Origin of the sequence: Serratia sp. SM04, from assembly GCF_040280225.1 — a bacterium.
Lineage (GTDB): Bacteria > Pseudomonadota > Gammaproteobacteria > Enterobacterales > Enterobacteriaceae > Serratia > Serratia sarumanii.
Window position 1 is genome coordinate 75,598 of the sequence record NZ_JBEOQT010000021.1, and the last position, 17,395, is coordinate 92,992.

Annotated in this window: 20 protein-coding genes and 1 pseudogene; all 21 read left to right on the forward strand. The window is 57.1% G+C overall.

Annotated features, from left to right (window positions below; translation table 11 throughout):
• Positions 1–48: 48 nt before the first annotated feature.
• On the forward strand, positions 49–501 hold the full coding sequence (locus tag ABTW55_RS14820) for a head completion/stabilization protein (protein WP_060423275.1): 453 nt from the start codon (positions 49–51) through the stop codon (positions 499–501).
• Positions 498–1,001: a phage tail protein gene (locus ABTW55_RS14825; protein ID WP_060423271.1), complete on the forward strand. Its 504-nt coding sequence runs from the start codon at positions 498–500 to the stop codon at positions 999–1,001. The genes ABTW55_RS14820 and ABTW55_RS14825 overlap by 4 nt, the downstream gene beginning before the upstream one ends.
• A complete protein-coding gene (locus tag ABTW55_RS14830; protein WP_047730036.1) occupies positions 998–1,708 on the forward strand; it encodes a hypothetical protein in 711 nt (236 codons plus the stop codon). The genes ABTW55_RS14825 and ABTW55_RS14830 overlap by 4 nt, the downstream gene beginning before the upstream one ends.
• Positions 1,705–2,829, forward strand: coding sequence for a DUF2586 domain-containing protein (locus tag ABTW55_RS14835; RefSeq protein WP_060423268.1), 1,125 nt, complete (start codon positions 1,705–1,707; stop codon positions 2,827–2,829). Before ABTW55_RS14830 ends, ABTW55_RS14835 begins: the two co-directional genes overlap by 4 nt.
• Complete coding sequence (locus ABTW55_RS14840; RefSeq protein ID WP_047730038.1) at positions 2,826–3,281, forward strand: DUF2597 family protein; 456 nt, start codon at positions 2,826–2,828, stop codon at positions 3,279–3,281. The genes ABTW55_RS14835 and ABTW55_RS14840 overlap by 4 nt, the downstream gene beginning before the upstream one ends.
• Positions 3,282–3,290: 9 nt before the next feature.
• Complete coding sequence (locus tag ABTW55_RS14845; RefSeq protein ID WP_047730039.1) at positions 3,291–3,593, forward strand: phage holin family protein; 303 nt, start codon at positions 3,291–3,293, stop codon at positions 3,591–3,593.
• Positions 3,580–3,921 carry a M15 family metallopeptidase gene (locus tag ABTW55_RS14850; RefSeq protein ID WP_060423265.1) on the forward strand — a complete coding sequence of 114 codons (342 nt, stop codon included), beginning with the start codon at positions 3,580–3,582 and terminating at the stop codon, positions 3,919–3,921. The genes ABTW55_RS14845 and ABTW55_RS14850 overlap by 14 nt, the downstream gene beginning before the upstream one ends.
• Entirely contained in the window at positions 3,921–4,265 is a 345-nt protein-coding gene (locus tag ABTW55_RS14855) for a hypothetical protein (protein ID WP_047730041.1), read from the forward strand. The genes ABTW55_RS14850 and ABTW55_RS14855 overlap by 1 nt, the downstream gene beginning before the upstream one ends.
• Before the next feature lie 147 nt (positions 4,266–4,412).
• On the forward strand, positions 4,413–4,682 hold the full coding sequence (locus ABTW55_RS14860; RefSeq protein ID WP_047730043.1) for a putative phage tail assembly chaperone: 270 nt from the start codon (positions 4,413–4,415) through the stop codon (positions 4,680–4,682).
• A 50-nt stretch (positions 4,683–4,732) separates the two neighbouring features.
• Positions 4,733–4,870, forward strand: a complete 138-nt coding sequence (locus ABTW55_RS25190) for a DUF6890 family protein (protein WP_370878274.1) — start codon at positions 4,733–4,735, stop codon at positions 4,868–4,870.
• Positions 4,870–7,401 carry a phage tail tape measure protein gene (locus tag ABTW55_RS14865; RefSeq protein WP_060423262.1) on the forward strand — a complete coding sequence of 844 codons (2,532 nt, stop codon included), beginning with the start codon at positions 4,870–4,872 and terminating at the stop codon, positions 7,399–7,401. Before ABTW55_RS25190 ends, ABTW55_RS14865 begins: the two co-directional genes overlap by 1 nt.
• On the forward strand, positions 7,401–7,748 hold the full coding sequence (locus ABTW55_RS14870; protein ID WP_060423259.1) for a DUF2590 family protein: 348 nt from the start codon (positions 7,401–7,403) through the stop codon (positions 7,746–7,748). The genes ABTW55_RS14865 and ABTW55_RS14870 overlap by 1 nt, the downstream gene beginning before the upstream one ends.
• The gene (locus ABTW55_RS14875) at positions 7,726–8,910 is read left to right on the forward strand and encodes a baseplate J/gp47 family protein (RefSeq protein WP_060423256.1); all 1,185 of its coding nucleotides are present in this window, start codon (positions 7,726–7,728) and stop codon (positions 8,908–8,910) included. Before ABTW55_RS14870 ends, ABTW55_RS14875 begins: the two co-directional genes overlap by 23 nt.
• Positions 8,903–9,508 (forward strand): phage tail protein, encoded by a 606-nt coding sequence (locus ABTW55_RS14880; protein ID WP_060423254.1) that lies wholly within the window; start codon positions 8,903–8,905, stop codon positions 9,506–9,508. Before ABTW55_RS14875 ends, ABTW55_RS14880 begins: the two co-directional genes overlap by 8 nt.
• A gap of 5 nt (positions 9,509–9,513) precedes the next feature.
• A pseudogene (locus ABTW55_RS14885) lies at positions 9,514–10,470 on the forward strand (phage tail protein); the annotation flags it as partial.
• Positions 10,471–10,527: 57 nt separating this feature from the next.
• Positions 10,528–12,702, forward strand: a complete 2,175-nt coding sequence (locus ABTW55_RS14890) for a tail fiber protein (RefSeq protein ID WP_230199963.1) — start codon at positions 10,528–10,530, stop codon at positions 12,700–12,702.
• A 2-nt stretch (positions 12,703–12,704) separates the two neighbouring features.
• Positions 12,705–13,133, forward strand: coding sequence for a tail fiber assembly protein (locus ABTW55_RS14895; RefSeq protein WP_060423251.1), 429 nt, complete (start codon positions 12,705–12,707; stop codon positions 13,131–13,133).
• 13 nt (positions 13,134–13,146) lie between these two features.
• Positions 13,147–13,845, forward strand: a complete 699-nt coding sequence (locus tag ABTW55_RS14900) for a hypothetical protein (protein ID WP_230199961.1) — start codon at positions 13,147–13,149, stop codon at positions 13,843–13,845.
• On the forward strand, positions 13,820–14,380 hold the full coding sequence (locus tag ABTW55_RS14905) for a hypothetical protein (protein ID WP_060423245.1): 561 nt from the start codon (positions 13,820–13,822) through the stop codon (positions 14,378–14,380). The genes ABTW55_RS14900 and ABTW55_RS14905 overlap by 26 nt, the downstream gene beginning before the upstream one ends.
• Positions 14,377–16,053: a hypothetical protein gene (locus ABTW55_RS14910; RefSeq protein ID WP_060423242.1), complete on the forward strand. Its 1,677-nt coding sequence runs from the start codon at positions 14,377–14,379 to the stop codon at positions 16,051–16,053. The genes ABTW55_RS14905 and ABTW55_RS14910 overlap by 4 nt, the downstream gene beginning before the upstream one ends.
• Before the next feature lie 164 nt (positions 16,054–16,217).
• Positions 16,218–17,264, forward strand: a complete 1,047-nt coding sequence (locus tag ABTW55_RS14915) for a DUF2971 domain-containing protein (protein WP_072265052.1) — start codon at positions 16,218–16,220, stop codon at positions 17,262–17,264.
• The last annotated feature ends 131 nt before the right edge of the window (positions 17,265–17,395 follow it).

Below are 17,395 nucleotides of genomic sequence, written 5' to 3' on the forward strand. Positions count from 1 at the left end.
GAATCTGCGCCGTGGAAACCGGTCAGCCCGCCCTTTTACGGGGAATTTATGTTTAGCGGAAAGCCGATTGATTACCAGGATGAGCCGCTCAAAAACGCCGGATTTTGGCCGGACTTGAACCTGAAAGATTTCCAGGCGCAGCGGTCATTACCGCCCGATATTGACGCCAACACTATCGCGCAAGCGCTGCTGGCGGCAGTGACGGAAGTTAACGCGGAGCTGGAAACTGTAGAGGCGCGATGGAGGGTGAAAGGTTATCTGGCGGCGGCTGATGTTCCAGGGGTAAGCCTGGGCGACCTTAACGGCCTGTGCGCGCAGTACCTAAAAGCAGTATTCGCCAGGGCGAAAGCCGATCTGTTGGGGGAGTTCGCCACGATTGGGCGTCGTGATAGCCACCCTGGGCAGGAAAGCACGGAAACCCGCGCGGGATTGTTGGCGGAGGCGTCTGTAGTGATCCGCCGCATGAAAGGGTTGAAGCGGGCAACGGTGAAAAAGGTATGAGCAAGTTAGAGACGCTAACCGCGTTCCTCCAGGCCAATTTGCCGGCGCGCGTGGCCAACCTGGAATTTAACAGCGACATGGAAGAAGTGAGTTTTATCAACGCGCAGAAGGATTTGGGGCTTAACCAATACCAAATGGCGGTGATGGAGTACGAGGCGGTTTTGTCCTGGGGGCGCTTCCCGTATCGCCAATTTGACCCGCGCAACCTGTGCGCGCTGTTGCTGGCCTGGCTGATTGAGAACGCCGATCAGGGGCTGATTGAGCAAGGGTTTGAACCGGTGTTGCCGGAGCTGGCGATCGTGGTCACGGACGATAAAACCGCGTTGGTGGAAATCGCGCTCAAGATGGCCGAGCCGCTGACGCTGACCCAGGACGAAGAAGGGCTAATCCCTTTCGACGGGAAGCGATGGCGATTGGCCGATCCGGAAATTTGGTGGGCCTTGGAAGGGCGCGTGTATGGCGTGGGCAGCACCGGCGCGCCGATCGGTGAAACGCCGTGATTATCAACGGTGAGCTGAGCCGCCCGCAGCTGCGGGAGCTGCGCAAAGAATTGGCCAAGCTGGAAATGCCCCAGGCCAAACGCCAGCGCCTGCTATGGCGCATGGCCAAATACGGGGTGATAGCCGCGGCTAAGCGCAACGTGCGCAACCAGCAGCAACCGGACGGCACGCCCTGGGAAGGGAGGAAGACCCGGCGACGCGGCAAGATGCTGCGCAACATGCCCAATTTGCTGCATATCCGCGACATGCCAGAGCGGGAGGCCGTAAGGCTTTACCTCCAGGGCGGTGGATACCGCAACGGCAATAAGGCCGTGCCGGCGGGCGTGGTGGGGTTTTCGCAATCGGCAGGTATGCGAGTTTCCATTAAGCGGGAACAGGTAGCCGGCAGGAAAGCCGACACCGAGCGGCAAGCCACGCTGCGCCAGGCTAAGAAGCTGCGCCAGCTGGGTTATCAGGTGAGGCGCGGGAAGCGCTGGCGAAAGCCGCCGCTCAAGGAAATTGTGGGAAATATGTCATTCGCGCAGGCCGGCTTGCTGATCCGTAAGTTGAGCGGCAAGGCGGCCAAAACGGCCTGGACGGTCGATTTACCGTCCCGCCCGTTCCTGGGCATGAGTGACGCGGATTTTAACAAAGCGTTAGCGCGTCAACTCCAGGCAATTGGGTTTGGCTGGAATGTGAAAGCGCAAGACATTAAGGGGAAACAATGAGTTGGCCAACGATTCAGGTTAACCAGGTAAACCGGCACCAGGGCGAAACCAAAGAGATCGAGCGGGTATTGCTGTTTGTCGGGGCCGGTAAAACCAATATCGGCAAAACGCTGCCGGTGAACACGCAAACCGATCTGGATGTGCTGTTGGGCGTGGGGGATTCGGTGCTGAAAAGCAACCTCCAGGCCGCCAAGCTGAACGCCGGGCAAAACTGGTTCGCGTATGTGCATGTGCTGGCGGAAGCCGACGCCGCCAAGAACTGGCCGGCGGCGGTACTGAGCGCGCAGCGTGTGGCGAGTGTGGAGGGCATCGTTAACCTGGTGCCGGCAACGCTCGATGTAGTGAAGCAGGCGCAGAGCCTGCGGGCGGAGATTATCGCCAAGTTTGGCCGCTGGCAGTGGTTCATTCTGTCGGTGGAATCGCTGCAAAAGGGCGAAGGTTGGGCCGAGTATGTGGGCCGCATCAACGACCTGCAAAAAGGCGTTGCCGAGCCGGCGATCCAGTTGGCGCCGCGTCTGTGGGGCAATGAGCCGGGCGTTTTGGCGGGCCGACTGTGTAACCGCGCTGTGACGATCGCCGATAGCCCGGCCCGTGTGGCTACTGGGACGCTGGTCGAAATGGGCAGCACGTCCACACCGGTGGACGGTTCCGGGGAAGTGTTGGAGCTGGCGACGCTCCAGGCGTTGGAGGCAAACCGCTTTAGCGTGCCGATGTGGTATCCCGATTACGACGGCCTTTACTGGTCTGACGGGCGCACCCTGGATGTGGAGGGCGGAGATTTCCAGGCAGTGGAAAGCCTGCGCGTAGTGGATAAGGCGGCGCGCCGTGTGCGACTGCTGGCAATTCCTAAGATTGCCGATCGGTCACTGAACAGCACGCCAACCAGCATTGCGGCGCACCAACAGTATTTTGCCAAGACGTTGCGAGAAATGGCGCGCAGTACGCAGATTAACGGCGTGACGTTCCCCGGCGAAGTCAAAGCGCCGCTGGAGGGAGATGTGCAAATTACCTGGCGCACCTCCACCAAGGTGGAAATTTACCTGGTGATCCGTACCTACGAATGCCCGAAAGGCATCACGGTTAGCCTGATGTTGGATAACTCGCTGGAGGGCGCGGCATGACAAAACGAATTTCTGGCCAGTCGGTTGATTTCAACATGGACGGTGATTTAGTCCATGCGGAAAAAGTGAGCCTGAGCATTACCGACAACACCGCCGCAGCCCAAACGGGCGGCGTGCCCGATGGCTGGGTTTCCGGCGACGTGGCCGCCGAGGGAGAAATGGAGCTAAGCACCAAATCCCTGGCGCAAGTGACCGCCAAGGCGCGTGCCGCCGGCAGCTGGCGCGGCATCCCGCCGATTGATCTGATGTGGTACGCCAAGGCCGGCGGGGAGGAGCTGAAAGTGGAGGCGTTCGGCTGCAAGCTGATTTTGAGTGACATTCTGGATGTTGATCCGAAGGGCGGCAGCATTATGACGCACAAGATTAAGTTTGTGGTGACGGACGCGGATTTTGTGCGCCTGGGCGGCATTCCTTACCTGGAAGCGGAAGTGACGCAGAACCTGATCGGGTAAGGGATAGAGATGCAGGAGCATGAGAAAAATATTCTCTGGTTGTTGATGTTGGGGGCGGTGATCGCCGTGGGGCAAGTCCTGAGCAGCGAGGAACCCATTACCCTGCGGTTGTTTGTCGGGCGCATCGTGTTGGGATCGGCCACCTCGATGGCGGCAGGAGCCGCGCTTATCTGGGTGCCGGGGCTGTCGCCGCTGGCGATAGTGGGATTAGGGGCCGCGCTGGGCATCGCCGGCCACCAGGCTGTTGAGCTGTGGTTGCGCCGTAAGGGAAGTAATCTTTTGAAAGGGAAAGGAAAATATGACTCTGAGTGAAAAACAGCAGCTGTTTACCGCCTTGATCGGCCAGCTGATCACCTGGGCTGGCGATCATGGCTACCGGCTGACGTTCGGCGAAGCCTACCGCACGTCTGAGCAGGCCGCGCGTAACACCAAGACCGGCGCAGGCATCGCCAATAGTCTGCATACGCAGCGCCTGGCGGTGGATTTTAACCTGTTTATTAACGGCGTGTACCAGACCCAAACCGAGGCATATACACCGCTCGGCGAGTATTGGGAAAGCCTGGGCGGTGCCTGGGGTGGCCGCTTCAAAGACCGTCCGGACGGCAACCATTTTAGCCTGGCGCACGATGGGCGGCGCTGATGGCCAAGGGGGCATGGTTGGGCCTGCTGGCCCTGGTGGCCAGCTTTGCCGGCGGCTGGCAGGCCAATGGCTGGCATCGGGATAGCCTGGAGTTGGCCGTAAACCGGGCCGCGCAGCGGGCTGGGGAGGAATCCCGCCAGGCATCGGAGGACGTGGCCAGCCGTTCGGCCCGGCAGTTGGAAAGCAAGCTGGAGGCGTTGCGCGATGCTCAACCGAAAGAGATCCGCACCGAAGTGGTTAAGCCGGTATTTACCCGCGTTTGTGTGTCTGATGAGCTTGTCAGGATGTACAACGAGGCCGCAGATAAAGCCGAACGTGCCATTTCAGGAAAGTTTGCTCGTTAAATGCCCGGAGCAATTACCCAGGATAAACGGGGTAACCGGTAAAGACGTTAGCGAGCCGTTATTAACCTATTTAGATATTTATCCGCTGTGCGCCGCGCGGCATAACCAATTAGTAGACGAAATAAATCAACGTAAGGAATTACAGCAATGAGCAAAGCAGAAAATAAAATTACTTTGACTATCCAGGGCAAAGACGTGGCTTTTGAGCCAAACACCACGGCCTATAACAGCCTGATTAACGATATGGCGATGGATAATAAAGTCGCCCCGCATGTGACCTATTTGCGCCGTATCGTTGCGGCGGAAAGTAAAACCGACCTGGACGATCTGCTTAAACTGCCGGGTGCACCATTGCAAATCGCGGAAGCGGTGAATGCGAAATATGCGCCGAAACTGGAAATTGAAGTAAAAAACTAACCAACCGGCTGCGGGCTATTGATAACAATTTCATTGAACAAGCGCTAACGCTGCGGCGTTATTACTTGCCGGCTGAAAATGATAGCTCTGAGAACTTAGCCCGCGCCATTTGGCTGGATAACCGGCATTGGGAAAATATGCGCGTGGCCACCGCAAACGGCATTTCTTTGGCATTTAAAGGCGAATAATGAAACAGCTAGATTTTACCCTGAGCCTGATCGACAAACTGACGCGGCCCCTGAAACAGGCCCAGGCATCGGTTACCGGTTTCGCGGAAAAATCGCAAGCGGCCTTTGGCAAGATTGCCGTGGGTGGTGCCGGGTTGGTCGGCGTTGGGTTGTCGATTAAGGGCGCGTTAGGCCCAGCTATCGAGATCACCGACGCGCTGAACGCGGCGGCCACGAAAGGGATTGATGAGAGCACCTTGCAGAAGGTGGCGGGCGATGCGCTGGCCTTTGCCGCCAAATATGGCAAGTCGTCGGTGGACTTTATCACGTCTACCGAAGCGATCCGCAGCCAGGTGGGATTGCTGACCAACCAGGAGTTGCCGGCGTTTGCCGTGGCAACCAACACCCTGGCAGCGGCCACGAAAGCCAGCGGCGCAGAGGCGGCGGAGTACATGGGCAGCATGTACAACAAATTCAGCAGCTACGCCGAGAAGATGGGCCGCGTGAATTTCGCCGAGCAACTCGCCGGCAAAACGGCCTACATGGTCAAAGCCTTTGGCACCAACATGGGGGCGATCTCTGACCTGATGGAGGGCGCCAGGGGCGTGGGGGCAAATTACGGCGTCGGCATTGATGAGCAGTTAGCCGTGATGGGGCAACTTGAGCGCACGTTAGGATCGGAAGCCAGCAGCGTTTACGAGTCGTTTTACCAGACGGCCCAGGACGGGGCCAAAAAGCTGGGGATGAGCTTTGTTAACGCGGCGGGCGGCATGGCCAGCTTGCCGGAAATGCTGGAGAAATTACAGGCGCGCTACGGCAAAAGCATAGAGGGGAACCTCAAGGCGCAAGCCGCGCTGGATGATGCTTTTGGCGATTCGTCGGTACTGATTAAGCAGCTTTACGGCAATGTGGATCTGCTGAAACGGCACATTACCGAGCTGGGCAGCAATGACGGGATGAAGCGCGCCACGGAAATGGCGGAGCGCATGGCCAATCCGTGGGAACGGCTTACCGCGATCTGGTATTCCATCCGGGCGGCGATGGGGTTAACGCTGTTGCCGGTGCTCTATCCGCTGATTAACAAAATGGCGGACGCGGGGCAAACCCTGGTGCGCTGGTTGAAGCTGTTCCCCAACCTGGCGCGGGCCATTGGCCTGGCGGTGCTGGCGTTCCTGAGCCTGGCGGCGGCGGGGGCGATAGCTAACCTGGCGATCGGCGTCCACATGTTCCTGATGCTGGGGTTACGCAACCTGCTGGGGCCGGTGGCCAAATTGCTGGGCCTCAATCGCCTGGCCATGCTGGCCGGCGGCGCGGCCACGGCGGTGTTTAACCGTGGTCTGGTGATGCTGCGTGCGGGCCTGCTGGCGGCGTCGATTGCCGCCCGCACCGGTGCGGTGTCGTTCCTGCTGATGAGCTGGCCGATCGCGCTGTTGGTGGCCGCTATCGGTGCCGTGGTGGCGGCGGTGTGGATGTTCTGGAAGCCGATTAAGGCGTTTGTGTCCGGGTTTATTGCCGGCTTTAAAGAGGCCGCCGGCGCGCTGTCACCCTTTGCCGGCGCGTTTGACCTGGTGAAGCGGGCGGCGGCTGGGGTATGGGATGCGATTAAGACGCTGTTTGGCTGGTTCGTTAACCTGCTAACCCCTGTCCAGAGCACGGCGGCGGAGCTGCAAGCCGTCACCACGGCCGGCCAGCTGTGTGGCCAGATCGTTGCCGGCGCGATCGGCTTGCTGCTGTCGCCGATTGAGCTGGTGATCAAGACGGTCGGGCACTTGTTCGATGCGTTCGGCATCGTTAAGCAAGGCTGGCTGGACGTGGTGGCCGCGTTTGATCCGTCCTCGCCGATTGAATCATTTATGACGATTGGCCGTGTGGTATCGGGCGTATTTACCAAGCTGTGGGGCGTGTTCCGGTCTGCGTTTGCCGACACCTACAACTGGATCATCGACAAAATCAACATGTTGCCGGGCGTCAGTATTGACCCCATGCATGTGGATGTGGTGCCGACGGTGACTGAACCCCAGGGAATGGTAAACATGCCGCCGGTGACGGTGCCGGCGATTGATGCGGGCGCGTTGCCCACTGGCCTGGCTACGTTGGAGGGTAGCAGCGCATTGCCGGCAGCGGCCCAGGCTGCGGCAGTGGCCCCGGTGGCTGTGCCACAACCTGCGCCGGCGCTGATGCCGGCGGCGGGGGCACGCAAAACGCTGATTGAGGATGTGAGCGATCCTATCGTGGTGCCCAGGGCGATGCAGGGAACGGCGGCGACGCCCGCGCCGGCGGTGCCGGTGGTGAAGGTGCCGCAGCCCCCGGCGCAGCAGGTGCAGGTGCTGGCCCAGGTGCAGACCGAGAAAAGCGCGCCGCCACCGCCCGCGTCGGATAAGTTGCTAAGCGGCGGCAGGTTAAAAGGAATTGGCCCCGGTGGGATTAATAAGGAAATTAACAATAATTCCCGAACCATTACCGACAACCGCAAAAATATTGAGAATGTCCATATTAACGTTAAGCAGGGTATGACGCCCGAGCAGCTAATGGAATGGCAGGAATTAAGTTAATGAGCGAACCCCTTTATATAGACCTGCTAATTGAAAATGGCGATTTCTCGCTAAATACAGGCCGGGAGCCGGTGTTATGTCATAACCGGGTAAGCATTGGGCAAGATTGTGTCCATGCCATTTTAGAAAGTGGATTGGTCACGCAATTAGTGGCGGAAAGAAGTCCAACGCTTCGCGCTGACGTCATTATGCAAATGGTGTTGTTGCTGGAAGACGATACACGAATTATTCCGGGCACGGTCGTGATTAACGAGGAAACGTTAAAACGGCTTTGGGTGACCGCAGAAACTTATGATTTCGGCAAAGTGGAGGCCAGCGTTAATTATGACAATGAAACCGCAGGTTGATTACGAGAAAGCCTTAACAGAAAGCGGAATGCCCATTACCACGGAGCAAGTTAATTCCAAATTTAACGAGCTGGTGACCGCCGAAGGGTTAATTACCAATACGTCCAAAATGTCACCGTTTTGGCGACTTATCCAGGCGATTATTACCGCCCCGGTGATTTGGTTAAAGGATGTTCTGGTGTCGGTCGTCATGGCCAACATGTATTTGGCCACCGCCGGCGGCACCTGGCTGGAAATGTTCGCCTGGGGCGTCAACGTGAAGCGCAAGCCGGCGACGGCAGCCGAGGGCGTTTTTCGGTTCGACAAGGAAAACGCCAGTGTCATGGTCACGATCCCCGCCGGCACGGTGGTGCAAACCGAGCGGCTTAATGGCCATGTTTACAGCGTGGCGGTGGTGAAGGAAACCACGTTGGCCGCCGGCACCGCCGGCGGGCTGGTGCCGGTGAAAGCGACCGAGCCAGGCGGCGCGCATAACCTGGCCCCCGGTTACTACCGGATTTTGCCCCAGGCGGTGCCGGGCATTGTGCGGGTGGAAAATGAGGAGGGTTGGTTACTGGCCCCCGGCGCTGACCAGGAATCCGACGACGATTTACGGGACAGGGCGCGCAACCAATACAACCTGGCGGGCAACTATCACACGGATGCGGTTTACCGCAGCATGATCGCCAGCGTCGCCGGGCTGAGTATCGACCGAATTTTTTTCCAGCACGACGCCCCGCGCGGGCCAGGAACGGCAAATGCCTATCTGCTGCTGGATTCCGGCGTGGCCTCGCAGCCGTTTATTAACGCGGTCAATGACTACATCACCAACAAGGGGAATCACGGCCACGGCGATGATATGCAGTGTTTCGCCATGCCTGAAACCCAACACAATCTGGCAGTGACGCTGTTTGTGGAGAACAAAGCCAACTTTACGGCGGATGCGTTGGCCGCGCTGACGCGAAACAGCGAAACCCTGATCCGCTGCGCGTTCCGGCAAAACGCCGAGTACGACGTAAAGAAAACCTGGCCTTATGCGCGCTTCTCGTTTTCGAACCTGGCCAGGGAGTTACACCGCGCTTTCCCCGAGCTGGAATCTATCGCGTTTTCCCTGGGCGATATTGTTAGCGAGCTGAACGTGCCGCGTTTGAAAACCTTGAAACTGGAGGTTGCCGATGCCTGATTTTAAAGAACGCCTGGCGGGGATGCTGTTGCCGTCTTGGATGAATCGCGGGGAGCCGGCCAAGCTGCTGCGCGCCAGCCGCCATTTCTGGTTGTGGGTGTATGGCTGGCTGACCTGGCCGCTGAAACAGCTGGATGCGGCCACCTGTGCGGTGCCGTTGCTCCAGGTGCTGGCGTACCAGCGCGACATTACCCGCTTCAACGGGGAACCGCTGGAGCTGTTCCGCAAGCGCGTGCAGTACGCCTTTATCAACGCCCGCGATGCGGGATCGGTGGCTGGCTTTATCGCCATTTTTGAGCGCCTGGGCGTGGGTTATGTGGAAATCCTGGAGCGCCAGCCGGGCATAGATTGGGACGTGATCAGCGTCCGCGTGACTGATGGCCAGGTGGCCAGTAATCCCGATCTGCTGATGCAGGTTATTCGGCAGTATGGCCGCACCTGTCGCCGCTATCGATTTGAAGTGATTAACAATTCTGTCCTGCAATTACGCGCTGGCTGGGCGGGATGTGAATACGTGACTTACAGCGCCGCCAGCGCGGTGGCCAGTATCAATAACCAACATTCCGCCACCGTGGCGAGCGCAACACTGAAAGGATAATCAACATGTCACAATCCGCGATCACCTTTGCCTTTGAGCAATGGAAAGCAAAAGAAGCCGTGAACGGTTCCCGCGTGGTGCTGGACGAGTTCGTTTTCGCCAACGTGCCGGGCCTTGATGCTGGCAAGCCGATCGACCGTAAAGAAGGGATGCCGCCGGCGGGCCAGATTGTGCACCGCCAGGCAGTGAACAAAACCGGCGTCGTGAACAACAACGCCGTGGTGTATTCGGTCACCCTGGGCACCGATGTACCCGAATCTGGCGATTTTGACTTCAACTGGATTGGCCTGGTGAACAAAGCCAGCAATACGGTGGCGATGATTGTTCATGCGCCGACGCAACGCAAGGTGGCCAACCATGCCGGCCAGCAGGGCAACGCGATCACCCGCTCCTTTGTGATGGAGTATGACGGCGCGGCCAGCGAGACGGCGATCACTACGCCGGCGGAAACCTGGCAGATCGACTTTACCGCGCGCCTGGGCGGTATCGATGAGATGCAGCGCCTGATTAACCGCGATCACTACGGTGCCGGCGCGTTCTTTGGCAATGGGTTCCTGGTGGCCAAGGCCGGCGCGCAGTATTTCGTGACGGCGGGCACCGGCTATGTGGGCGGGTTGCGCGCGGTGCTGGCGGCCAACCAAAATATTACCGTGACGGCCAAGCCTATCAAGGTGTGGGCCGATGTGAGTTTACAGGGCAACGTGGTAAGCCAGTGGGCGGCGGCGGTGAAATTTACCGTTGCGGCGACTGCGGCGGATTACACGGATAACGCCGGCTTTAAGCACTATGTGTTTGCGGTGGCCAGTATCGACGCCGCCGGCAACATTACCGACCTACGCCCGCAAGGTTCCCTGTCAGACCAGGCCGGCAATGATGCCTACTTGCGCAAGGATGATAACTTGGCCTCCCTCAAGGATAAGGCGAAAAGCCGGGGGAGTTTGGGCCTGGGCACCGCTGCCACGCGCAACGTGGGCGTGGAGGGTGGCAATGTGATGGAGGTCGGGGCGTTTGGTCTGGGTATGGGCGCCCGGCATCGTGATGATGCTTACTGTAACCAGGGCGAAATCTACCGGCTAAACAACGCCTCGAAAAACGCCCCCGGTAATCAGGTTTATGGCGTCTTGAGTCTGCCGTGCGACGGTGGCCCGTCAGGGGGTTACCTGGCTGTGCAAAATAACGGTAACGCTTTTTTTGGTAGTTCAAACATCCCGGCTAACGGGGTTGATTGGTATCAGGTTTACACCACGAAATTTAAGCCCAAAGCGCAGGATGTGGACGCGGTATCGGCCACGCAGGGCGGCGAGTTCAAGAAGGAAATCCAGGCATCCGGCGGCGTGACGGTGGCAAATAGCTGGAGTTCTAAGCCGGGCGGGCTTTTCCCTGGGAACGGGGATGGGGCCAGCTATGAAACCTGCAATGTGGATGTGAAAAGTTGGTATGGCCTGGGCTTTTTCAACGCCTGCAAAGGGGAAGGGATCCAGGGGCGCACGGCGTTTTTGAACGTGCGCACTGGGTCATTCTCGGCCAAGGGGCGGATCACTGGCGCATCCGTGTGGGATGGTAACGCCCGCGTTTACTCGCCGGCGAATAAGCCCACGGCGGCGGATGTTGGCGCGCTGACCGATGCCCAGGCGGCGCAGAAATATGCCCTGCGCTCTATCCGTGTGAACGGTAAGCCGCTGACCGGTGACGTTAACTTGTTGGCGTCGGATGTGAACGCCTGGAACAAGACCGAGGCAGACGGGCGTTTTGTGAAACAGGCCGGCGACACCATGATCGGGCCGCTGACGGTGCCGCGCATTGTGTTTCCCGATGGGTCTACGGGGAATGCGGATGGCGATGTGAATCGCGCAAACGGGTTCACCGTTGAATCGTTGGCCGAGTCCACCCATAAGGGGTATCCGGTGCCGGGTGGCATGGGAGTTTTGTTTACCGGCAAGGCAAACGAGTTTCGCAACGTGCAATTTTTGGTGGGGTCGGGTGACCGCTCTTTCTACCTGCGATCCATGCGGAAAGATAGCCCTGGCTCTACTGAGTGGGCGCGGGTGTACACCACGGACTACAAACCGACCATTAGCGATGTGAAGGCCGCCGACCACAGCAATAACTTTGCTGCGCGGATGGGGGTTGCCCGTGTGCTTACCGGGGCAGAAAAGCCGACGTCTCCAGGCGTATGGAGCGTGGAAAATAGCTCGTGGACGCCTGTTGCGTGGGGAACGCTGTATGTGACTACCAACGGCACCAATTTAAGCACGGCCTCCGGTAACGGGAAATTTATCCACTATCTGTTTATCGCCCACGGCAGCGCGAACAAGTTCTATGTTGCAACGGATGTGAACGGCGGATTCACCGGCTGGGAAAGCTATCTAACCAGGAAAGGCGGCCAGCTTTCGGGAACGTTGACGAGCAGTGCCGAAATTACGGCGAAATATCTGTCAACGCCAACGGGCGCACCTCCAGAAGGGAGCGGCGCGTTTTCCTCGCAACTCGACACCAAAGCCCCTTTCTATCAGGAAAATTACAATTGGGATGTTGTCGAGGGTGGCCGCTATGTCCCGTTGGTCAAAGGCAAAAGCACCCGAAAGGGGCAGGGTTACCCAACAGCTGTAAGTTTTGGCTATCTGATGGATGGGGCAGGCAGCTTTGCTAAGCCCTGCATTCATGTGCGGGGGGATAACAACGCAGAGGCTATCTGGCGGTTTGATCCGAACACTAAGCAGTTTGTGGCCCCCGGTAATTTGTATGCAGGCGGAGCCGCCTATCAGGTTGATGGCAATATCAGTGGCTCTATCTGGGGCGGTTATCTCAGCAACTGGTTGAACCAGAACTTTAACGGCCGCGTTGATTGGGGGACGTACAACCGTGATGTTGGGGCCAGGGCAACTATTGACTATGTAAACAGCCGTTCAGCTGTTGCCGGCGGCCGCAATGCCTGGTGGTACAAGGATGAGGTGACGGGGTTCATTATTCAAGGCGGGGTGGTTAACCGAGTGGACTATGTAAACCGTGTCGGTTTCCCACGCGCTTATGCGCGGGAGTGCTTCGGTGTGCAACTGACGTTGGCCAGTTCCAACGGGAATTGGTTCGGCGATAGTCGGGTCAATATCCAGGGGCGGGATCTGGATAACAACGGGTTTAATGCAATGATGGATGGTCAAGAACAGGTCGTGTTTTGGCAATCGGTGGGGGTGTAACGATGAGCTATGGATTTAGCGCAACGACCAAGGCTTTCTATGTTTACGAAGATAAAGAAAGCTATGAGGCAAACGGTAATTGGCCGGAGGATGTAAAGCCCGTTAGCGATCAGGTGTGGGAAAAATATTGTATGCAAGGCCCGGAAGGAAAAGAGCGCGGCGCAAATAAGCGCGGCTTGCCGTGCTGGGTTGATATTCCCGCTCCAGCAAAGGAAACGCAGACCGCAGCAGCCAACTGGAAAAAAGGGCTGCTACTGGAAAAGGCAGGCAAGGCGATCGCCCCCTTACAGGATGCGGATGATTTGGGGATTGCGTCAGAAGCAGAGAAAGCGGCGTTGCTGGCCTGGAAGAAATATCGGGTTTTGCTCAATCGCATCGATGTGGAACACGCGGACAAAATCACCTGGCCGGAGGTGCCGAGTGTGGCGTAAGGCTGTTTTGCGGATGCCTGGTGATATGCAGGCGCTGACGTGCTCGATGGTGCCGGCGCATCCGTGGGTTTATGGCGTAGGGCGGCAAGAGGCATCTGGTAGTTACCTCAGCCCGACCAATGCCGTGGATTACCTGGCGGGCAAGCTGGCCGGCCAGGGGGCCGAAATCACCGCCACCGTGTTTATGATCTGCGCCAACTCACACGCCGAGTTTATGCCGTTGGTTGCGTCGTTGTCGGGGGTGCTGCCGCTGCCGGCGTTAAACCAGGTACAGCGCATGGCGCAGACGGCGGCCACGCAGGCCGTTACCCGAATGCAACTGCCTGGGAATATGGGCGGCGGCTTGCCGGCGGCGGCGGTGCTTTCGACCAGTGCGCACCGCCTGGCGCTGAATGCGCAGCGTATCGCAGAAGCCAAGGCGGGCGCGGCGCTTGGGGCGAGTATTGGCGGTTTGAAGTCGGCTTTGGCCGGCTTTGCCGAGGCTCGCCAATCCGCCCTGGCGATGGTGAGCGATGCCATGACGGCATTACAGGGAAAAAGCGCGCCGGCGTGGGTGTTTACGGCGAAGGGGGCCGCCGCCAGCGTAGGCGCGGCGATGAAAAAGGATGTTCCTCGCCAGGATGCAGTTTTTACCCTGGCGGTGTTGTTCGTAGGCAAGGATTTAGAGCAGTTGGAGGCGATGATCCATGACGATAGTCACGCTGGCGCTTAATGGTGAAGCTATCCCGCTTAAAGGGATCATGGTGACGCCGATGATGCAGTTTCAGGATAAAGACCAATCCGGGCAGACCTCGAGCACGGCGAACGCCGAGCAGGGCATAAAGCCCAAGGAACTGCGCATTTCCGGCATGATCCCGTTCAGTGAAGCCAAGGTGTTAACGCGCCTGTTTGCCCTGGCGGAGGCCACGGAGGGCGGCAAGTTGAAACGCTACCGTGTGGCCAACCATACCGCCCAGGCCATTAACTTTAGGCTGGCGACGTTCACCGGTTCGATTGACGCGCCGAAACAGGACGGCAAGCAAGCCTGGCTGGTGACATTCACGATGCGCGAGCATTTGAGCGTGCCGGAAAAGAAAGACGCGCGGGAGGGCAGCAAAACCGCCGCCAAAAAACAGGCGCCTGGCGCGAATGGCCAGGTAAACGGGAAGGGCGCAGCGGCAGAGGACGAACAGAAATTGAGTTGGTTTGAGCGCCGCGTTTTGAAGCCGGCGGATGATGCGTTGGCCGGCGTGGTGGGGGGCGAATGAAACCGATTAAGCGTCTGATGTTGTCCGGGGATGCGGTGCCGCTGGTTGATCTTAACCTGGTGCTGGAGTTGAACGGCTGCGGGCGCGGGTTTATCACCGCGCAGACCGAAACGGACTATACAGGCAAGCTGGTGCGCCTAGATGCCGGCTATACGGATAGCATTTTGCGTTGGTTCACCGGGTATGTGGAGCGCGCGCAGCCGGCAGAGAACGGTTTTCAGCGGTTGTTTGTGCGAGAGCTGGCGGGCGTGTTCGAAAGGTTGTGGCCGTGTTCGTTCCAGCACCCGACGTTGCGCCAGGTGGCCAGCTGGTTGGAGGAAAACAGCGGAATTACGATCGCGCTGCCGACGCAGGCGGATTACCTGGACACGCCGATCCCCCATTTCACCCATAGCGGGACAGGTTATCAGCTGTTGGCCAATCTGGGGGCCGCGTTTGGCGTGCCTGATTACGTTTGGCAACCGTTGCCGGATGGCGGCGTGTTTCTGGGGAGCTGGGCGCATTCCATGTTTGCCGGCAAGCCGGTGGATATTCCCGCCGAGTTTAGCCAGGCGCGCGCCGGCGGCAACAGCATGACATTGCCAATGGTGCAGGCGCTGCGCCCTGGTGTGGTCGTCAATGGCCGCCGGCTGTCGAGTGTTCGCCTGGAAAACGACGACACCACGATCACCTGGCTGGCGGTAAACCCGCTGACGGGCAAGGCCGTGGCCATGACGCCGGCGCAGCGCCAGATTGATGCGGCTTACCCGGAGTTGTCGGCGGGGCTGCATCTGCCAAAATTCGCCAGGGTAGAAGCCCACGCGGAGGCGGTGACCAGTGGTGACCTGGCCGATCCGTTCCGGCCCCGCTACGCCGTGGATTTGCAGCTGTTGGACGCCGACGGCCAGCCGGCAAAAAACACGCCTATTTATCCGGCGGTGCCGCTGCCGGTGCCTATGGCGGGCCAGGATTCGGGGATGTTCCAGTTTCCGCCGGTGGGAACGCTGGTTGAGGTGGCTTTTACTGATGGGCGGCCTGATAAGCCGTTTATCCGGCAGACGCTGGCCCAGGGCAACACGCTGCCGGATGTGAAGCCCGGCGAGCAGCTACAGCAGCAGCGGGAGGAAGTTTCCCAACGGGTTACCCAGGCGGGGGATTGGGAGCGGAAAACCGACCAGGCGATCCGTGAAAATTCCATGACCAGGGAAATCCAGGCCGATGAGGAAACGCGCACCGTGGTGGCCAGGGGCACAACCGTGCAGGCTAACGATAAAACCACGGTGCTAGGCACATCCACCTTGTTGGCCGGTGCGGTGCAGCACATCGCAGAGGGCGATTACAGCGTAGCGACGCAGGCCAACGCAGTGGCCAGCGTGGGCGGCGATGCCACCACGGCGGTGGCCGGAAGCCTGATGGAGAAAATCGGCAAAATCCGCAGCAGCATAGCGGCAGCGCGCCAGGAAGTGATCGCCCCGGTGGTATGGGTGGGGAGCCAGCAAATCAACGTGATGGCCTTGATGCTGGAAACGCTAGAGGTGGTGCAGGAGCTGGCGCAGCAGACTGCCGCCCATACCCACAGCAACACCGGGGCACCGCAGAACGCGCAGGCAATCAGCGCCGCCGGCACGAAGTCTAGCCAGCTGAAAGACAAATACGCGCCCGTGATTGGACTAACTAAACACAAAATAGCTTAGCTTAGCTTAACTGAACTCCTCTTGGCCTATCATTCTTTCGGGGGTAAGCTAAACTTAATGGCGAAAACTAAAGTTTTCATGCATAACGATTTTTTAATTTATAGTTATGTGAAAATAGTAAGGGATTTAATTGGTTGTGTCTATGTTCATCTTTTGGAGGGGCGATGCTGGTAAAGTATTATGGCTTGTTTTTTAATGAAAAAATGCAGCGTTTTTCACCAAGAGTTGATTTTATATCAAATGGTTTATTTAGAATAACTCAGCCTAAATACCTAAATGACCAAGGGAGCGAGGCTAGGTTATGGCCATATTTTAATAGGTTTTCACCAGCTGATTATGCATGGGCAAAGAAAGAACATGATAAAGTTCAAATTAATCCTTCCTATGTCCCGTCAATTGAAGAGTTGGAAAATATCTTCTTGAAACCATGCGGCTTAAGATATGGTGAAACTTTTCCGCATATGTTACATCTAGAAGGCTTCAAATCAATGGATGAATATGACCTTGCTCAATTGACTATGGTTGCAGAAAAAGTTAATGCGTTTCTGGTTGAGGCATTGAGCTGTCATCTAGGGGTTCTATCTTTATCAAAGTCTGATGTAAATGAGCTTATGTGGACACATTATGCTTCGAATGGGCAGGGACTAGCAGTAACTTTTAATGAAGAACATCATTTTTTTAAGCAGTTTCCAGCCAAAGAAGTTAGCTATTCTAAAGATAAAAGGGCATCTCTTACATATTACAAAGGTATGATGAGGATGAATGGTGCCCCACTAAAAAAATTCTATGCAGAAAATTTTAATGATCCAATTGGTTTGATGCAAACCCTCAATGGGAATGGTATTGATATTGAGGATTTTACAGAGCGACTATTATACTCTAAAGATGAAAAATGGGACTATGAAGATGAAGCTAGAATTCTCTGTCCTTTAATTTTTTGTGAAGAGAGTCGTGGGCCGCTAATTCAACCGGAGTTTGCATCTGAATTGCCTGATGAACAATCAAATGTTTTCGGAAGTTATTTTGAGGTGAATTTAAAAAGGATACCATTTGATGCATTTGAATCTATAGTGTTAGGGTATGCTATAAGCGAGAATGACAAGGCTACTGTTTTGGAGTTGGTTGGGAAAAATCCTGGCTTATCTCACTTGAAAATTCGCGTAGCCAAACACAATATTTATGGAATGGTTGAGGTTACAGACTTAGCTTAAATTTGATATTTGGACAATATTATTTATTGATCGCTCCACTCGATCAAAAGCAGATAATTGATCTACACAACCAATTATCATTTGAACACGTAATCGTGTAGAAACTAAACAAACAAGAAAGCCAACACCAG